Origin of the sequence: Lentzea sp. NPDC059081 (assembly GCF_042738015.1) — a bacterium.
GTDB lineage: Bacteria > Actinomycetota > Actinomycetes > Mycobacteriales > Pseudonocardiaceae > Lentzea.
Genome location: NZ_JBHYGW010000011.1, coordinates 232,367 through 249,374, shown reverse-complemented (window position 1 = coordinate 249,374; position 17,008 = coordinate 232,367). Strand labels below are relative to the sequence as shown.

Below are 17,008 nucleotides of genomic sequence, written 5' to 3'. Positions count from 1 at the left end.
ACGTCCAGCCCTACCTCGATGGCCGTGGGGGGGGCGCTGGGCGTCCTGGAGAGCCCTGGCGCAAGGGGACGGGGGGGGGGGAAGCCCCCGCAAGGGGGGGGGGGGGCCGCTTCCCTCTCCCCGGTCCCCACCGGTGGTTCCACTCTGGACTGTGCTGAGACAAAAATCCACGTCAGCCACCCTTTCGTGTAGCGGTGTCATGGTTGTGGGGCGAGATCATCCGCGAAACGATCACGCGGTCCGATCTTCACTCACCGCAACTTCGTTCTAGGAGGGCCCGTGGGCTCGCAAATCACCGAGGGCCTGGGCCAGGCGTGGGCGATGGTGGCCACGTTCGTGCCGAAGCTGCTCGGCTTCCTGCTCGTCCTGGTCATCGGCTGGTTCATCGCCAAGGCTCTGGCCAAGGGGGTCCAGTTCCTGCTCAAGCGCGTCGGCTTCGAGAAGCTCGTCGACCGCTCCGGCCTGAACGGCGCCATGCGCCAGTCGTCGATGGACGCGTCCGGGCTGATCGCCAAGATCGTGTACTACTTCGTGCTGCTGATCGCGCTGCAGCTGGCGTTCGGCGTCTTCGGCGCCTCGAACCCGGTCAGCACGCTGCTCAACGAGGTCATCGCGTACCTGCCGCGCATCGTCGTCGCCCTGGTGCTCGTGATCGTCGCGTCGGCCATCGGCACCGCGCTGAAGGGTCTCGTGATGGGGGCGCTGGGCCAGCGCTCGTACACGAAGATGCTGGGCAACATCACCTACGGCTTCGTCATGGCGCTCGGCGTCATCGCGGCGCTGAACCAGCTGGGCATCGCGATCTCGGTGACCATGCCGGTCCTGATCGCCGTTCTCGCCACCGTCGCCGGCGTCGTCATCATCGGCGTGGGTGGCGGCCTGGTCCGCCCGATGCAGCAGCGCTGGGAGGGCTGGCTGACCCGCGTGCAGGACGAGGCGCAGGCCCAGTCGCCGATGCCGCGCGCGTCGCAGGAGATGCCGTCCACCGTGGGTGGCCGGATGAGCGACATGCCGACGCCTCCGTCGGGCACCCCGATGTCCGAGAGGTAGTTCTCGTTTTCCAGGGAGGGGCCCCGCGCAAACATGCCGCGCGGGGCCCCTTCCTCGTGTTCCGGGGTTTCTCCACCTGTGGTCCAGCGGGCCGCCGGAGCCTCGTCTCCACCCGAACTGTTCCGTCGCGGTGGAGGACCTATGAAAGCCCTTGTGCTGTCCGCGGGCGTGCGCCCCGCCGGATACTCGATACCCCGGCAGATCGTTCCCATCGCGAACAAGCCGGTGCTCGAGTACGTGGTCGAGAACCTGAGGGACGTCGGGATCACCGAGATCGGCATCGTCGTCGGCGACGGCGGCCAGGAGATCTCCGAGCTGTTCGGCGACGGGTCGTACCTGGGCGTGTCGATCACCTACATCAAGCAGGACCTGCCGCTGGGGCTCGCCCACTGCGTGCGGATCGCGCGGCCGTTCCTCGGCGACGACGACTTCGTGATGTACCTGGGCGACAACGTGCTCACCGAGGGCATCGGGCAGATCGCCGACGAGTTCGCGCGCCTGCGGCCGTCCGCGCAGGTGCTCGTGGACAAGGTCGAGGACCCGCGGCTCTACGGCGTCGCCGAGGTGGACGAGAACTCGCGCGTGACGCGCCTGATCGAGCACCCGCAGGAGCCCCGCAGCGACCTCGCGATGATCGGCGTCTACTTCTTCACGCCCGCGATCCACGCCGCCGTCGACGCGATCGAGCCGTCGTGGCGCGGCGAGTTCGAGATCACCGACGCGCTGCAGTGGCTCGTCTCCAACGAGCGCGACGTGCGGGCGCGGATCTACTCGGGGTTCTGGAAGGACACCGCGAAGGTCGAGGACGTGCTGGAGTGCAACCGCGAGCTGCTGATGGGGCTGCGCACGGACATCCAGGGCATCGTCGACGACGAGTCGCGGCTGATCGGTGACGTCGTCGTCGAGGAGGGCGCCCGCGTGGTGCGGTCGTGCATCGTCGGGCCCGCGATCATCGGCGCCGGCACGCTGGTCGAGGAGTCGATCATCGGCCCGTACACGTCGATCGGCGCGGACTGCCGGATCGTCGAGTCCGGGGTGGCCGACTCGATCGTGCTGAACGAGGCGTCCGTGCACAACGTGTCCGGGATCGAGACGTCGTTGATCGGCCGCCGGGCCCGCGTCGGGTCGGCGCGCCAGCACCGGCTGGTCGTCGGGGACGGCGCGCACGTCGACGTGGCGGCCTAGCTCCGCACCCAGTCCTGAAGGCGGTCGCACTCCTCGGCGACCGCCTTCTGCCTGCTCCTGGGCAGCGTGTCGATGTACTCGACCGTGATCGTGCGTTCCTTGGTGAGTGCCCAGGTCGCGACCACGTAGCCGTCGACGAGGACCGTGGGCTTGCCGCCGATGACGACGCCGAGCCGGTCGTCGGCGATGACCCGCCTGCGGTCGGCGTGGGCGAGCAGGATGTTGTCGAACTCGGGCAGCAGCCGCACGGGCAGCGGGGTGTCCGGGTCGGGGCGCGGGGCGCCGGGCAGGTCGAACAGCTCCTTGCCGGCCTCGTTCCGGAAGGTCACGAGCTTCGGGCGGAGTGCCTCGAACGTGGCCGCGAGCCTGGTGAGGCCGGACCACTGCTGGGCGTCCATGACCGTGGCCGGGCCGAACGCCTTCAGGTAGCGCAGGACGAGCTCCTCTTTGTCCATGGCGTTCTGCGGCCGGCCGAGCCAGTTCTCGACCGTGGTGCAGACGGCTCTGCCGCTCGTGTGCCACAGGCCTCGTGGCGGGAGCTGGACGAGGGCGAGCTTGTTGCGCAGGGCGTTGCCGAGGACGGTGTGCTCGCGGTCGGGCCAGCGTTCCTTGAGCTGCTTGCCGGCGTCCGCGGTGCCCTGCGGCAGGTCGTCGAGGATCTTGCGGCCCGCCTCGGCGACGTCGTCGAAGTCGAGGCCTTTCAACCGGCTCGCGAAGGGACCGCTCTGCAGCTCGCGGTCGAGCTTGAGCTGGGTGTGCGGCCGCAGTCCCAGCGCGTCCCCGGCGCTGACCAGGTGGATCGTGCCGCGCATCAGCAGCAGGCGGACGGCCTGCCGGCTGGTGAGCAGGTCTTCGAGCTCCTGCGGCCGGAAGTCGGTGATACGGGTCCACAGGCCCACGTACGGCGACTTCGGTTCCTGGGCCTGGATGCCGACGAGGTGCTCGATGGTGGCGAGCGCACTCGTGTCGGCGCGCTCGCGCAGCAGCTGGCGTTCGATCAGCGCCCTGTTCAGCTGGTCCTGGTTCAGCGTCCCCATCGGGACAGGTTAGAACCTGATGAACGCGAAACCGGTGCCGTCCGGACGTTCGCCGTCGTGGACCACGAGCAGGTTGAGCTTGCCGAGGACGATGTCGGCGCCGTCGGAGTGCTCGACGTCCTTGACCCGGAAGTCCTTGAGCGGCTTCATGTCCGCCTTGCGGTAGGCGACGAACCGCGAGTCGCCCTGGCTGGACGCGAGCAGCACGTCGTCCGCGATCGTCAGACCCTCGGCGTCGGCTTCGAGCCACTTGCCGCCGAAGCCGGGGTTCGGGCCGTCGGCCTCGCACTCCTCGGTATCCGGGTTGTACTTCTGCGGCGCGCCCCACGTGCGGACCTTGTCGACGAGCTGCGGCTGGCCGAAACCGTTGGAACGCAGCGGGATGCGCCAGATTCCGACGTCCTCCTGCGCCGCGTAGAGGGTGTTCGTGCGTTCGTCGATCACCATGCCCTCGACCTGCGGCCCCTCGCCGGGCTCGCCGCACACCGTCCAGCTCCGGCCGTCCGGCAGGGTGAAGGTGCTGGGGAGGTCCAGAGTGGACACCTTCCTCGTGTTGTAGTTCAGGCCCTTGACGACCTGCAGCAGCGCGATGCTCGTCTCGTTGCGGCGGCTGGTGACGACGACGTCCTTGCCGTTGACCTTCCCGGCGGCCAGGCCGTAGACGGTGTGCTGGTCGTCGACCTCGGCCTCCGTCCTGCTGAACACCGGCTTGGTGGCGGGGTTCGTGACGTCCCGCACGCCGCGTTCGTCCACTTGGAACACCCGGATCCGGTCACGGCCGCGGTCGCTGACGAACGCCAGGTCGCCGAGCACGTCGACGTTGTTGAACCGGCCGGGCTTGGCGTCCGGCGTCGGCGGCTGCGGCGCGGGGTGCACGGTGATCGTGCGGCCGTTCAGGTCGAACGCCGCGAGGCCGCCTTCCTTGAGCGTGCCCAGGACCACACTGCGGTCCGCGTTGCGGGGGTTCACCCAGATGGCCGGGTCGTCCGCGTCCGCCGGCTCCGCGAACGTCTGCGTGACGACCGTCGGGGTGATGACCGTCGGGGTGATGACGGGCGTCGCGGGCGCCGTGAGGAACAAAGGGACGAGCGCGAGTGCTGAGGAAGGTGACATGGTGGGACCGTAGGAAACACCGGTGTACTGCGACTGAACCGCGGGGGAACAAGCCGTGTGGTACGAGACGGGATTGACGATCTTCGGGCAGAAGATCGCGTACACGGAGCTGTTCGGGCAGGTCCTGGCGCTCGCGGTGGTGTTCCTCGCGCAACGCCGGTCGCTGCTGACGTGGCCGGTCCAGCTGGTCTCCGTCGCCCTGCTGTTCACGGTGTACATGTCCTCGCACCTCGGCGGTCTCGCCACGCGGCAGATCGTCGTGGGCCTGATCGCCCTCTACGGCTGGTACGCGTGGGTGAAGCGGCGTGACCCGGTCTTCGGCGTCGTGGTCAGGAAGGGCTCCTGGCTGGAACGCGGTGCGGTGGCCGGTGTCTTCGTCGCGGGCACCATCGCGTTCGCGCTGGTCCTGGACTGGCTGGACGCCTCGTGGGCGCCGTGGCCGGACGCCGCGATCTTCGTCGGCACCGTGCTGGCGTTCGCGCTGCAGGGCCTGGGGCTGGTGGAGTTCTGGCTGGTGTGGCTGGTGGTCGACGCCGTCGGCGTGCCGTTGCAGATCCAGTCGGGCCTGTACTTCAGCGCGTTCGTCTACCTGATCTTCGCCGGGCTCGTCATCCACGGCTTCGTCGACTGGAACCGCACGGCCCGGCGGTTGACACAGGCGGCAAAGTCTCCCCTATGAGGGGACTTGTCGCATTCCTGGCTGCTGCTTCGTTCCTGGTTCCTCAGCCCGCTGTCGCGGCTGTGTCGTCCGAGCCTCCACGCACCGGTTTCGAGAAGACCGGTGCCTGGACGACCGAGGCCGAGGAACAGACCTACCTGCGTGCCCTGGACCTCCCGATCTCGCAGATCGGCGTCACGACCCAGGGCCGTCCGATCCAGCTCGTGCGCGTCGGCCCCCGGTCGGCGCGCACCGTGGTGCTCTTCCTCTGCTCCCAGCACGGCAACGAACCCGCGGGCCGCGAGGCGTGCCTGATCCGCATGCGTTCGCTGCCGCGCACGTCGTCGGTCACGTACCTGTTCGTGCCGAACGCCAACCCGGACGGACGGGTGGCCAACACCCGCGGCAACTCCGCCGGCATCGACATCAACCGCGACCACCTGCTGCTGCGCACCGCGGAGGCGCGCGCGATGGCCGCCGTGATCCGCGACTGGCAGCCCGACGTGATCCACGACCTGCACGAGTTCGGGCCGTCCGCGCCCTACTACGTGAAGGACGCGCTGTGGCTGTGGCCGCGCAACCTCAACGTCGCTCCTGGTGTGCACGACCTGTCCGAGACGTTGTCGCGGTCGTACGTGCGGCCGTCCGTCGAGGCCGCTGGGCGCACGTCCGGTGTCTACGGCATCTACGTCGACCCGGTGACCGGAGAACCCGTCCGGCAGGTCGCCGGTGACGGCCAGGAACGGATCCTGCGCAACACCGGAGGTCTGAAGCACGGCATGGGTCTGCTGGTCGAGACGAACACCTCCGGGACCCCCGCGTTCCGCGTCGAGTCGCACCTGAAGGCCCTGGACGGCACGCAGGCGTTCGTGCGGGACAACCAGGCGGGGATCGAGGCCGCGAACGCCGCGTCGCGCGCCGTGCGTTCCGGGCCGGTCTACTTCGGTGGCGCGGACAACGAGGCCCCCGATCCCGCTGACGTGGTTCCCGCGCCGTGCGGGTACGTGCTGACCGGGGCGCAGGTCGTCGAGGTGCAGGACGAGCTGGCGTTGCACGGGATCACGTCGCAGTACCTGCGGGGTGGCGACCGGATCGTGCCGCTGAGGCAGGAGGCGCGGTCGATCATCCCGTTGCTGCTCGACGCGCGTGCCGACGAGCCGCTGATCGCCGCACGGCCCGTCGCGCAGTGCTGACCCGGTAAAACCGGTCGCGGACGGTCGGGACGAGGTGGTCCGATGGCGGCGTGCGCCTGGAGCAGTACGCCTACTTCGCCCTGAAGAGCCTGACCGTTCCCGCGGCCGAGATGACGCGGCGCCTCGGCCTCGAACCGGACGAGGCGGTCGTGCGGGGCAGCAGGAGCGTGGAGCTCGACGTGCCGTCCGTGCACGCGTGGAAGATCTTCCGGCGCGGTGGCGAGCAGGCCGGCGAGCAGGTCCGGCACCTCGTCGACCGGCTCCTGCCCGTCCGCGACGAGCTCGTCGCCCTCACCGCCGGCCCGGAGGTCGTGGCGGTCCTGCAACTGGTGCGCTACTTCAACTCCGACACCTCGCCGGGCGTGGCGGACGCACCCGTCGGCTGGTACCTCCCGGCGCCGGTGCTCGCGTTCCTCGCCGACGTCGGTGCCGAACTCGATGCCGACGAGTACAACCACGCCAACGACGACGACGCGCTGCGCCTGATCGACACGACCCTGCTCACGAGCATGGAGCGCAACCTCGCCGAGCACGCGTGCCACCTGCACCAGCACCTCGACGGCGCGACCGTGACCGACCACGGGGACGTGGTGATCGCGGACAGCGGGCTGGACGACGACACGTTCAACGTCGTCGCGGCCGCCCGGTTCACCCCGGAGGATGTGACCACCCGCGTCGCAGGGACCGTGCGCGCGGTGCAGGCGACCGGCCGCCCGTTCTCCTGGTGGGTCGGTCCCGCCTCGACGCCCGCCGGGCTCGGCCTGGTGCTGGGGCATCCGTCGGAGACCGAGGCCGCGATGTGGCTGGACCTCGCCGACGCCGCCCTGCCCGAACAGGTCGTCGGCGGGCTGGAGATCCGCCGCGTGACCACGGAGGCGGAGCTCGCGGACTACGCGGAGGTCCTGGCGGCGAACTGGGATCCGCCCGCCGCCACGGTCCGTCGCTTCTACGCCGACGCCGCGCCGTATGCGTTGGACAGTCAGGCGCGCTACCTCGTCGGGTATGTGGACGGTCGTGCCGTGTGCACGGCGGAGGTGTTCCTGCACGCCGGTGTCGCCGGGATCTACAACATCGCGACGCTCGCCACGGACCGTCGTCGGGGCTATGGCGGTGCGGTCACGCTCGCCGCATTGCGCACCGCACGGGCCGAGGGATACCGGATCGCGGTTCTACAGGCTTCTGAGGACGGTGAGGGCGTCTACCGGCGTCTGGGGTTCACCATCGCCGGTCAGTTCACCGAGTACGCCCTCAGGGCGTGAAAAGGGCCGCCCCGCGCGGTGCGGAGCGGCCCCTTCCCGTGGATGTGACTACGCGAGGCCCGCGTCCGACGTGGACGGGCCGGCCGCCTGCACGTCGTCGATGCGGTACTTGCGGGCCGCCTCGACGACCTTCGACTGCTCGACCTCGCCGCGCTTGGCCAGTGCGGCCAGCGTGGCGACGACGACGGACTCCGCGTCCACCAGGAAGTGGCGGCGGGCGGCCGGGCGGGTGTCGGAGAAGCCGAAGCCGTCCGTGCCCAGGGTCGTCATGTCGGTCGGGACGTACGGGCGGATCAGGTCCGGGATCGCCGACGCCCAGTCGGACACGGCGACGACCGGGCCCTGCACGTCCTTCAGCACCTGCGTCACGTACGGCACGCGCGGCTCGGCGTCCGGGTGCAGCAGGTTGTGGCGATCGGTCTCCACGGCGTCGCGGCGCAGCTCCGAGTACGACGTGGCGGACCACACGTCCGCGGAGACGCCCCACTCGTCGGCCAGCATCTGCTGCGCCTTGAGAGCCCACGGGAGGCCCACGCCGCTGCCGAGGATCTGGGCGCGCGGGCCGGACGTCTGCGGGCCGTCCTGGTACTTGTAGAGGCCCCGCAGGAGGCCTTCGACGTCCAGGCCCTCCGGCTCGGCCGGCTGCACGTACGGCTCGTTGTAGACCGTCATGTAGTAAAAGATGTTCTCGGCGTTCTCGCCGTACATCCTGCGCAGACCGTCCTTGACGATGTGCGCCACCTCGAACGACCACGCCGGGTCGTAGGCGACCACGGCCGGGTTCGTGTGCGCCAGCAGCAGCGAGTGGCCGTCGGCGTGCTGCAGGCCCTCACCGGTCAGCGTGGTGCGGCCCGCGGTGGCGCCGAGCACGAAGCCGCGCGCCATCTGGTCCGCCGCCGCCCACAGGCCGTCGCCCGTGCGCTGGAAGCCGAACATCGAGTAGAAGATGTAGATCGGGATCATCGGCTCGCCCTGCGTGGCGTAGGACGTGCCGACCGCCGTGAACGACGCCGTGGACCCCGCCTCGTTGATGCCCTCGTGCAGGATCTGGCCCTGCTCGGACTCCTTGTAGGCGAGCATCAGGTTGGCGTCCACCGACGTGTACGCCTGGCCGTTCGGGTTGTAGATCTTCTGCGTCGGGAACATGGAGTCCATGCCGAACGTTCGTGCCTCGTCCGGGATGATCGGCACGATGCGCGGGCCGATCTCCGGGTCCTTCGCGAGGTCGCGGACGAGCCGGACGAACGCCATCGTGGTGGCGACCTCCTGCTTGCCGGACCCGCGGCGCACGCCTTCGTAGACCTTGTCGCCCGGCAGCACCAGCGCCTTGGACTTGGTGCGGCGCTCCGGCACGAACCCGCCGAGCTGGCGACGGCGTTCCTGCATGTACTGGATCTCCGCCGAGTCCTGCCCGGGGTGGTAGTACGGCGGCAGGTACGGGTCGGCCTCGAGCTGCGCGTCCGAGATCGGGATGCGCAGGCTGTCGCGGAAGCCCTTGAGGTCGTCCAGGGTCATCTTCTTCATCTGGTGCGTCGCGTTGCGGGCCGCGAAGTGCGGGCCGAGCGAGTAGCCCTTGATGGTCTTGGCGAGGATGACGGTGGGCTGGCCGACGGTCTCGGTCGCCGCCTTGTAGGCCGCGTAGACCTTGCGGTAGTCGTGGCCGCCGCGCTTGAGGTTCCACACCTCGTCGTCGCTCATGGCGTCGACGAGGGCCTTCGTGCGCGGGTCACGGCCGAAGAAGTGCTCCTTGACGTACGCGCCGTCGTTGGCCTTGTACGTCTGGTAGTCGCCGTCGGGCGTGTTGTTCATCAGGTTGACGAGCGCGCCGTCGCGGTCGGCGTGCAGCAGCGCGTCCCACTCGCGGCCCCAGACGACCTTGATGACGTTCCAGCCGGCACCCCGGAAGAACGACTCGAGCTCCTGGATGATCTTGCCGTTGCCGCGCACCGGCCCGTCGAGGCGCTGCAGGTTGCAGTTGACGACGAACGTGAGGTTGTCGAGCTGCTCGTTCGCGGCGAGCTGGAGCAGGCCGCGCGACTCCGGCTCGTCCATCTCGCCGTCGCCGAGGAACGCCCACACGTGCTGGTCGGACGTGTCCTTGAAGCCGCGGTCGCGCAGGTAGCGGTTGAACCGCGCCTGGTAGATCGCGTTCATCGGGCCGATGCCCATGGAGACCGTGGGGAACTCCCAGAAGTCCGGCATCAGGCGCGGGTGCGGGTACGACGGCAGGCCGCCACCCGGACCGGCGTGCGAGTACTCCTGGCGGAAGCCGTCGAGCTGGTGCTCGGACAGCCGGCCCTCGAGGAACGCGCGGGCGTAGACACCGGGCGAGGCGTGGCCCTGGATGAAGATCTGGTCGCCGCCGCCGGGGTGGTTCTTGCCGCGGAAGAAGTGGTTGAAGCCGACCTCGTACAGCGACGCGCTGGACGCGTACGTGGAGATGTGGCCACCGACACCCACGCCGGGCCGCTGCGCGCGGTGCACCGTCATCGCGGCGTTCCACCGGATCCACGCACGGTAACGGCGCTCCACCTCCTCGTCACCGGGGAACCACGGCTCCCGCTCGGTGGGGATGGTGTTGACGTAGTCGGTGCTGGTCAGCGAGGGCATGCCGACGTGGTTCTCACGCGCACGCTCCAGCAGACGCAGCATCAGGTACCGCGCCCGCTGCTGGCCACCGCCCTTGAGGACCTCGTCGAACGACTCGAGCCACTCCGACGTCTCTTCTGGGTCGATGTCGGGCAGGTGAGCTGCCAGTCCGTCGCGAATGACACGTACCCGCTCGGGGCCTGTGTTCTGCGGGCTCAAGGTGTCTCCTCGGCTTCGTTGGCGGTACTCGCGTGGCCCGGAAACCGTGCCACGCGCTCCTATCGTTGTCCTTGCGCGACGACTTCGTCATCGCTACTGATCGGTAGTTCTGGATCGTGTCGCTCACGCGCGCGCGATAAGAGGTATAGAGAGCGTGCCTCATGCCAGTGTAGGTGTGTGCACAGGGGGGCCTGTTACGGCGTGTCACGTGGTCAACAGTTGCGCCGGAGGTAGCTGACAGTGTTCGCTAGCCCGAGGTAGTCGACTTGGCGGCAGTCTTCAAGGCTGTCGCTCTTGCGTAGTTGGAGGAGTGAAAACCGTGGTCGCCGCGGAAGACGCCGGCAAGATCGGCGTCGCCGAGAAGCTCGGGATCGAATCGGGCATGGTCGTCCAAGAGCTCGGCTGGGACGAGGATGTCGACGACAACCTCCGTGCCGCCGTCGAAGAGCAGATCGGCGGTGACATCCTCGACGAGGACGCCGACGAGACCGTGAGCGTCGTGCTGCTCTGGTGGCGAGAGGACGACGGCGACCTGGTCGACGCTCTGCTCGAGGCCACCGGGGTGCTCGCCGAGGACGGCGTGATCTGGGTTCTCACCCCGAAGACCGGCCGCCCCGGCCACGTGGAGCCCTCGGACATCGCCGAGGCCGTACCCACCGCGGGCCTCTCGCAGACCTCGAACATCAGCGTGGCCGACGACTGGGCCGGCACCCGCCTGGTGTGGCCGAAGTCCGCCAAGGCCAAGCGCTGACACCGCTCCACGGGCGGCACCGGTCGCCCGTGGAGTCCGTCCGCGTGCCGGAGGACTCATGGTGGTCGACGTCGGTTCGGAAGCCCCGGACTTCACGCTCAAGGACTACAACAAGCAGCCCGTGACGCTGTCGTCGTTCCGCGGCTCCTCGGGCGTGCTGCTGGTCTTCTTCCCGTTCGCGTTCTCCGGCATCTGTCGTGGGGAGCTCTGCCAGCTGCGGGACGAGTTCGACGTGTATGACGGCGTCCAGGTGCTGGGGGTGTCCGTGGACACGCCGTATGCGCTGAAGGCCTGGGCTCTGCAGGAGTCGTACCAGTTCCCGCTGCTGTCGGACTTCTGGCCGCACGGGGCGGTCGCGTCGTCGTACGGGGTGTTCAACTCCGCGTCCGGGATGGCCGTGCGGGGGACATTTTTGGTGGACGTCGGCGGTGTGGTGCGGTTCGCTGAGGTCAGGTCTCCCGGGGAGGCTCGGGACCAGGGTGGGTGGAAGCAGGCTGTGGCCTCGCTTCGGGCATGATGTAGGTCCTGCGTCCTCGTGGTGGGGCGTGGGAGTGGGGCGTGTAGCTCAGCGGAAGAGCACTCGGTTTACACCCGAGCGGTCGCAGGTTCGATCCCTGTCGCGCCCACCAGTGAATTGTGGAGTTCGCACCCGAACAAGTTTCGTGGAGCGCGTTGGGCTTTTCCGGTGACGATCGGCTCGGTTCGCAGTCACTCCGGCGCGGCGGAGCTGTAACGATTTCGTCCGTGTCCTGCATTTGGCATTGAAATTCTTCTTTCGAACGGTCGGTGACCGGACTGCCGCACCCGAACGTACCAGCCTTTTTCGACCAATCGCGACTTACCCTGATTGGCTGGCGCGCGTGCGGAGTGGCGCGGCGAGGAGTGGCTGACCAACGCCACGAAGGGAGGGCGCCGTGCTCAACAGCTTTCTTGAGTGGCTCGACGACTACCTGCAGCGCGAGGACTCGACGGCGGTTGTCAGGGCTGTTGTCGGCCTCATGGGATTCGCCGGCCTGCTCGGCACGGTGCTGGGGAGTTCGGTTGTTCGTGGCGGCGGGTTCGTCGCGATTGCTCTCTTCGTGATTTCGGTGATTCTTCTGCTGCTCGCGGACCGGAGGAGGCTGCGGAAGAAGTACGACTCGCACAAGAAGTTCCTCGGCCGGTACTGCAATTTCATCGTCGAACACCGCGGTGGACCGCTCATCCGCATCACGCTGTGGAAGCAGACCACGTTCGTCCAGCCGAACGGGGACGTGCGCGAGATCCTGCGCATCAATGCGGTCGCGGAGAGGCGCCAGGTGTACTTCCTGCGGTTCCGGGCGGGCGGTGGTGAGGGCAACCAGCCGATGTCCCGGCGTCAGCAGCGCAGGGTGAAGGTGGACGCACGTCCCATCGCTGTCAACGGCGAGCCGGGGCCCCGGTGGGAGGTGACCATGTCCTGGGGTACCGACGGGCGGCTGAACTCGTTCGTCCACTTCCACGAGCCCGTGCGGAGGGGTGGGAAGATCGACATCGAGATCGAGCGGTTCTGGCCGGGCAAGGTCGCGGCGTTCATGCGTGACGGCGCCACCGAGCCGTTCGCGTTCCGCTTCACGGGACTGATGCCGTCGGACGCCATCGAACACACCGTGGTGCTTCCGCTGGGGTACAACGCCTACCACGCGACCGTCGGCTTCGACGAGCCTGATCCAGGCTTCTCGGTGACGGTGGGGAAAGACGACGAAGGCCGCCGGACGTTCACGTTCCGGGGCAAGGGGCTCACGCCCAAGAAGAACTTCGGCATGCGCCTGGACCTGGCGAGGCCCGCGTCCCGGTAATGGCGACGCGGGCCTCGGTGCGACTTCTAGTCGTCACCTTCGGTGCTGCCGCCCATTGGGGTGTTTCTCCTGTTCGGGTTGCTACCGCAGCGCCTGCGAGTAGCTGTGTCCTCATCTTGCTCGCCGGCCGGTGGAGCGCCGGGTTCGCTCGGATGCGGCGAACGATAGGCCACGGGAGGCGCGGAATTCTACTCGAACCTGATACCTCGCGGGTGACTACTTGTATCTAGCGGGCGGAGTAGTTCGTTACTCGTTGTACACGGGGTGGCCGGAGCCTCACTCAGGGCATTCTTCCGGCGCGCTCGAACCGCCGAAGAAATGCACGGTGTCCAAGACCACCTGGAACGCTCCACCTCGGTCCCGTACTTTTACGTGCTGCCGTGACGTTCGGACTCGCCGCGCCGGAGGACGACCACCTGTGAGACGCAAGGCCAAGGCCGCCAAGCCTCCTGTCCCCGCGGAAGTCACCCAGGAGCAGATCAAGCTCCTCGCCCTCGCCGAACAGGGTGGCGTGCACCGCGGCGCCACCAGCTGGTACCTGGAGCACCGGCCGGCCAAGCAGTGGGACGCCGACGACCTCGAGGTGTTGCACCAGCGGCACTGGATCACGTGGGAGCGGCCGGAGAAGCCCGCGGAGCACGGGATGGCGGCGCCTGTCGACATCACGGCGCGGGGGCGGGCGGCGTTGCAGCACCACCTGCCCGAGTGGGTTCTGGGTCGAAAGGCCATAGCTGCTCCGCCACCCAGGTTGCCTTCGGTGCGGACGATCAAGGTTCTCGACTCGTTCCCCTAGCCTCGGGGACATGGTCGATGCTCACTCCCTGTTGATCGGCGACGACTTCCTGGCGCGAGGCCACCACCGGGTGGAGGACGCGGCTCGGGCCGCTGGGCCCGTGCACGACGCCAGACGGCCCGACGGGGTGCGGGTCAAGGTGGTCACGGTCGGGCTGGAGCTCACGCGCCGACTGCTCGCCGACAAGCGGCTCTCCAAGGACAGCGAAGCGTTGCAGCGCGAGATGAAGCGCCAGCTGACCGAGCCGGGGGATCTGGCCGGGTTGTTCGGGCCGAGCATGCTCAACAGCGACAACCCTCGGCACGCGCGGTTGCGGGCGCGGGCGGGCAAGGCGTTCAACAACCAGGCGGTGCACGACCTCGCTCCCCGCGTCGAGGAGATCACCGCGGGGCTGGTCGCGCGGTTGCCGGAGAACGAGGTGGTCGACCTCGTCGGTGCGCTGGCGGTGCCGATGCCGCTGCACGTCATCGGTGAGGTGCTGGGCGTGCCGGAGGAAGACCGCGCGCGAGTTCGCACCTTGATCGAGACGATGATGTCGATGGACCCCGAGGTGTCGCAGCCCGCCAGCGACGCGTTGGCCGGCTACTTCCACGGACTGATCAAGGCGCCGCAGGAGGACTCGCTGTTCGGCGTGATCGCCGCGGACGACGGGCTGACGCACGACGAACTGATCGCGATGGCGTTCCTTCTGGTCGTGGCGGGGCACGAGACGACGGCGGGCCTTATCGCGAATGTCGTGCACGACGCGTTGGACCACGGTCTGTGGGAGCGGGTCGCGAAAGATCCGGAACTGGTGCCGGCGCTGGTCGAGGAGACGCTGCGGCACAACCCGCCGGTCCGGCACGCCACGCACCGCATCACGACCGAACCCGTCGACATCGACGGCACCACGGTTCCCGCGAACTCGATCCTGCTGATCAACCTCGGCGCTGCCGGGCGGTGTCCGCAGGCGCACGACGACGCGGCCGTGTACCGGGTCGACCGGGGGACGGCCGGGCACGCGACGTTCGGGTACGGGCCGCATTTCTGCCTCGGGTCGGTGCTTGCCCGGTTGGAGACCGAGACCGTGCTGCGGCACCTGGTCGCCCGGTTCCCACACGCCGAACGCGTCGGGAGCGCGCAGCCGCCCGTGATGCACAACGACATCATGGTCAGCCTCAAATCGCTTCCCGTCGTGCTGCGGCGCTGACAGGCTGGCCGGTGTGAAGATCGTTCAAGGGGGACCCGAGCACGTCGACGTGGCCGCGCTGATCTGGGCGCACGCGGTCAGCGCGCGGGACGGCTACGACGTTCCGGCGCTCGAAGAGGCGCGGCCGGGCGTCGAGCAGGCGCTGCGGAACGAGCCGTCGTTCCTGCTGATCGCGGACGACGGCGGCGAGGCGACCGGGTTCCTCGCCGGTGGTCCTAAAGAGACGGACGCCGGCACCGCGTTCGTCAACTACGTCGGCGTGCACCCCGCCGCGTGGGGCACGGGAGTGGGCGAGGCGTTGCTGCGGGCGTTGCCGGAGGCGTTGGCCGAACGCGGGTTCGGGAAGGCGGAGCTGATGGTCTTCGTCGACAACGTGCGGGGCGTGCGGCTGTACGAACGCCTCGGATGGATCAAGCTCGGCGCCCCTGCGCCGCATCCGCGCCACGGCCGTGTGGAGCAGCGTTACGGGTTCTCGCTCGCATAGTGGGAACCCCGGGGCGTTCAGAGCAGCCGGCGGGGGATTAGGGGATCAGCCCCAAAGCGTCTGACCAGGGCTATCACGAAGTCCACATGAGACGTAACTTTTGTTCATGTCGGTGCGCACGTTCGCGGTCGTGGTCGGTCTCGCGTTCCTCCTGGGCGGGGGCGCGATCCTGTTGGTGATGCTGGCCGTCGAGGCGCCGAGCGGGGCGCTGATCCCGTGCGGCAACAGTCTGGGGCTCGGGTTCGACGAACCCGCGGCGTCCGCCGTCAGTCCCGCGTACGTGGACATCTGCGCCGACCTGAGGCACCGCCGGCTGCTGTGGGGGCTGCCGGTGATCGGGGTCGGCGTGCTGCTGCTGATCGGGTCGCTGATGGGGTCCCGCAACGCTACTCACCGGTAAGGTCGCGGCATGACGTGGATGGTCTACGGCGCCAACGGCTACACCGGCCGGCTGATCGCGGAGCTCGCGGTCCAGCGCGGGGAACGGCCCGTGCTCGCCGGCCGTTCACGCGAGAAGGTCGAACCGGTCGCCGCCGCACTCGGGCTGGAGCACCGCGCGTTCAGCCTCGAGAACGCGAGGGGGAACCTCGGGGACATCGACGTCGTCGTGCACTGTGCGGGGCCGTTCTCGCAGACGTCCGACGCGATGGTCGATGCCTGCCTGAAGAGCCGTACGCACTATCTCGACATCACGGGCGAGATCGACGTCTTCGAGTCCGTGAGCCTGCGGCACATCGACGCGCGCAAGGCGGGCGTCGTGTTGTTGCCCGGTGCGGGGTTCGACGTCGTGCCCACGGACTGCGTGGCCGCGATGCTCAAGGAAGCCCTGCCGACCGCCACGCACCTCGACCTCGCGTTCGTCGTCGGAGGCGGGGCCAGCGCGGGCACCACCAAGACGTCCGTCGAGGCCGCCGCCGTCGGTGGGCGGATCCGGGTGAACGGTGACCTGAGGAGCGTGCGCATCGGGCACCGCAGGCGCACCGCCTACTTCCGGTCAGGGCCGCGCGAGGTCGGCAGCATCCCGTGGGGTGACGTCAGCACCGCCTACCGGTCGACCGGCATCCCGAACATCACGACGTTCACGACCGTGCCCGGCGTGCTCGGTCAGCTGCAGCAGCTCTTCGCCCCCGTGCTGCAGACCTCGCTCGTGCAGAACCTCGCCAAGAACGTCGCCGGCAAGGTGAAGGGGCCCGACGAGCGCAAGCGCGCCAACACGCGGGCCGAGGTGTTCGGCGAGGCGTGGGACGCCAAGACCAAGGTCGAGTGCGCGATCACCACGCCGAACGCCTACAGCCTCACCGCCGACTCGGTGCTCCGCGCGATCGGGAAGATCCACGACGTCGCGCCGGGCTCGCACACGCCGTCCAGCGCGTTCGGTGCCGGCTTCGTGCGCGAGCTCGACGGCGTCGTCGCGGGGCAGATCCGCTTCAGCTGAGGCCCCGCACTACTTCTTGAGGTGCCCTACTTCTTGAGGTGCTTGGCGACGCTGTCGACGACCCCGCCGACCGCGTCCTTCACCTTCTCCACGCCGTCCTTCAGCGCCGCCTTGGCCTGGTCGGCGCGGCCCTCGTCGGCGAGCTGCTCGTCGCCGGTGACCTCGCCCGCGGTCTCCTTGGCCTTGCCGCCGAGCTCCTCCGCCTTGTTGCCGATCTTGTCCGACAGCGACATCGG

General features: G+C 68.9%; 17 protein-coding genes and 1 tRNA gene. 14 read left to right on the top strand and 4 right to left on the bottom strand.

Features of this window, described 5'->3' with window-relative positions; genetic code table 11:
* Positions 1 to 279 precede the first annotated feature (279 nt).
* Together ACFWV3_RS25140 and ACFWV3_RS25135 are read left to right on the top strand one after the other, a co-directional pair.
* Entirely contained in the window at positions 280 to 1,050 is a 771-nt protein-coding gene (locus tag ACFWV3_RS25140; protein ID WP_382414204.1) for a hypothetical protein, read from the top strand.
* Between the two features lie 141 nt (positions 1,051 to 1,191).
* A complete protein-coding gene (locus ACFWV3_RS25135; protein WP_382414203.1) occupies positions 1,192 to 2,235 on the top strand; it encodes a glucose-1-phosphate thymidylyltransferase in 1,044 nt (347 codons plus the stop codon).
* Here the strand turns inward: ACFWV3_RS25135 and ACFWV3_RS25130 are convergent.
* Positions 2,232 to 3,272, bottom strand: a complete 1,041-nt coding sequence (locus ACFWV3_RS25130) for a winged helix DNA-binding domain-containing protein (RefSeq protein ID WP_382414201.1) — start codon at positions 3,270 to 3,272, stop codon at positions 2,232 to 2,234. The two genes, ACFWV3_RS25135 and ACFWV3_RS25130, sit on opposite strands and share 4 nt — an antisense overlap.
* 9 nt (positions 3,273 to 3,281) lie before the next feature.
* Positions 3,282 to 4,385, bottom strand: a complete 1,104-nt coding sequence (locus ACFWV3_RS25125; RefSeq protein WP_382414199.1) for a phytase — start codon at positions 4,383 to 4,385, stop codon at positions 3,282 to 3,284.
* A 55-nt stretch (positions 4,386 to 4,440) separates the two neighbouring features.
* Between ACFWV3_RS25125 and ACFWV3_RS25120 the strand changes: the two genes are divergently transcribed.
* Genes ACFWV3_RS25120 through ACFWV3_RS25110 form a run of 3 tightly spaced genes read left to right on the top strand, consistent with a single transcriptional unit; the run spans position 4,441 to position 7,495 of the window.
* Complete coding sequence (locus tag ACFWV3_RS25120) at positions 4,441 to 5,064, top strand: nicotinamide riboside transporter PnuC (protein ID WP_382414197.1); 624 nt, start codon at positions 4,441 to 4,443, stop codon at positions 5,062 to 5,064.
* Positions 5,061 to 6,236, top strand: a complete 1,176-nt coding sequence (locus ACFWV3_RS25115; RefSeq protein ID WP_382414196.1) for a M14 family zinc carboxypeptidase — start codon at positions 5,061 to 5,063, stop codon at positions 6,234 to 6,236. Before ACFWV3_RS25120 ends, ACFWV3_RS25115 begins: the two co-directional genes overlap by 4 nt.
* Positions 6,237 to 6,286: 50 nt before the next feature.
* Complete coding sequence (locus ACFWV3_RS25110; protein WP_382414194.1) at positions 6,287 to 7,495, top strand: GNAT family N-acetyltransferase; 1,209 nt, start codon at positions 6,287 to 6,289, stop codon at positions 7,493 to 7,495.
* 48 nt (positions 7,496 to 7,543) lie between these two features.
* On the opposite strand, the gene aceE is transcribed toward ACFWV3_RS25110, so the two are convergent.
* Positions 7,544 to 10,303: a pyruvate dehydrogenase (acetyl-transferring), homodimeric type gene (gene aceE / locus ACFWV3_RS25105; protein ID WP_382414192.1), complete on the bottom strand. Its 2,760-nt coding sequence runs from the start codon at positions 10,301 to 10,303 to the stop codon at positions 7,544 to 7,546.
* 319 nt (positions 10,304 to 10,622) lie between these two features.
* Here aceE and ACFWV3_RS25100 point away from each other — a divergent pair, with 319 nt between their 5' ends.
* From ACFWV3_RS25100 to ACFWV3_RS25060, 9 genes are all read left to right on the top strand, one after another.
* Entirely contained in the window at positions 10,623 to 11,054 is a 432-nt protein-coding gene (locus tag ACFWV3_RS25100) for a DUF3052 domain-containing protein (protein WP_330851204.1), read from the top strand.
* A 58-nt stretch (positions 11,055 to 11,112) separates the two neighbouring features.
* Positions 11,113 to 11,571 (top strand): peroxiredoxin, encoded by a 459-nt coding sequence (locus tag ACFWV3_RS25095; RefSeq protein ID WP_382414190.1) that lies wholly within the window; start codon positions 11,113 to 11,115, stop codon positions 11,569 to 11,571.
* Between the two features lie 37 nt (positions 11,572 to 11,608).
* A tRNA-Val gene (locus ACFWV3_RS25090) sits at positions 11,609 to 11,683 on the top strand.
* Positions 11,684 to 11,968: 285 nt separating this feature from the next.
* Positions 11,969 to 12,871, top strand: a complete 903-nt coding sequence (locus tag ACFWV3_RS25085; protein ID WP_382414188.1) for a hypothetical protein — start codon at positions 11,969 to 11,971, stop codon at positions 12,869 to 12,871.
* 418 nt (positions 12,872 to 13,289) lie between these two features.
* Positions 13,290 to 13,664, top strand: coding sequence for a hypothetical protein (locus ACFWV3_RS25080; protein ID WP_382414186.1), 375 nt, complete (start codon positions 13,290 to 13,292; stop codon positions 13,662 to 13,664).
* 10 nt (positions 13,665 to 13,674) lie between these two features.
* The gene (locus ACFWV3_RS25075) at positions 13,675 to 14,853 is read left to right on the top strand and encodes a cytochrome P450 (protein WP_382414184.1); all 1,179 of its coding nucleotides are present in this window, start codon (positions 13,675 to 13,677) and stop codon (positions 14,851 to 14,853) included.
* A gap of 13 nt (positions 14,854 to 14,866) precedes the next feature.
* A complete protein-coding gene (locus ACFWV3_RS25070; protein ID WP_382414182.1) occupies positions 14,867 to 15,337 on the top strand; it encodes a GNAT family N-acetyltransferase in 471 nt (156 codons plus the stop codon).
* Positions 15,338 to 15,443: 106 nt separating this feature from the next.
* Positions 15,444 to 15,737: a hypothetical protein gene (locus ACFWV3_RS25065; RefSeq protein WP_382414180.1), complete on the top strand. Its 294-nt coding sequence runs from the start codon at positions 15,444 to 15,446 to the stop codon at positions 15,735 to 15,737.
* A gap of 9 nt (positions 15,738 to 15,746) precedes the next feature.
* Positions 15,747 to 16,772, top strand: coding sequence for a saccharopine dehydrogenase family protein (locus ACFWV3_RS25060; protein WP_382414179.1), 1,026 nt, complete (start codon positions 15,747 to 15,749; stop codon positions 16,770 to 16,772).
* Positions 16,773 to 16,798: 26 nt separating this feature from the next.
* Here the strand turns inward: ACFWV3_RS25060 and ACFWV3_RS25055 are convergent, their stop codons facing one another.
* A complete protein-coding gene (locus tag ACFWV3_RS25055; protein ID WP_382414177.1) occupies positions 16,799 to 17,005 on the bottom strand; it encodes a CsbD family protein in 207 nt (68 codons plus the stop codon).
* Positions 17,006 to 17,008 lie beyond the last annotated feature (3 nt).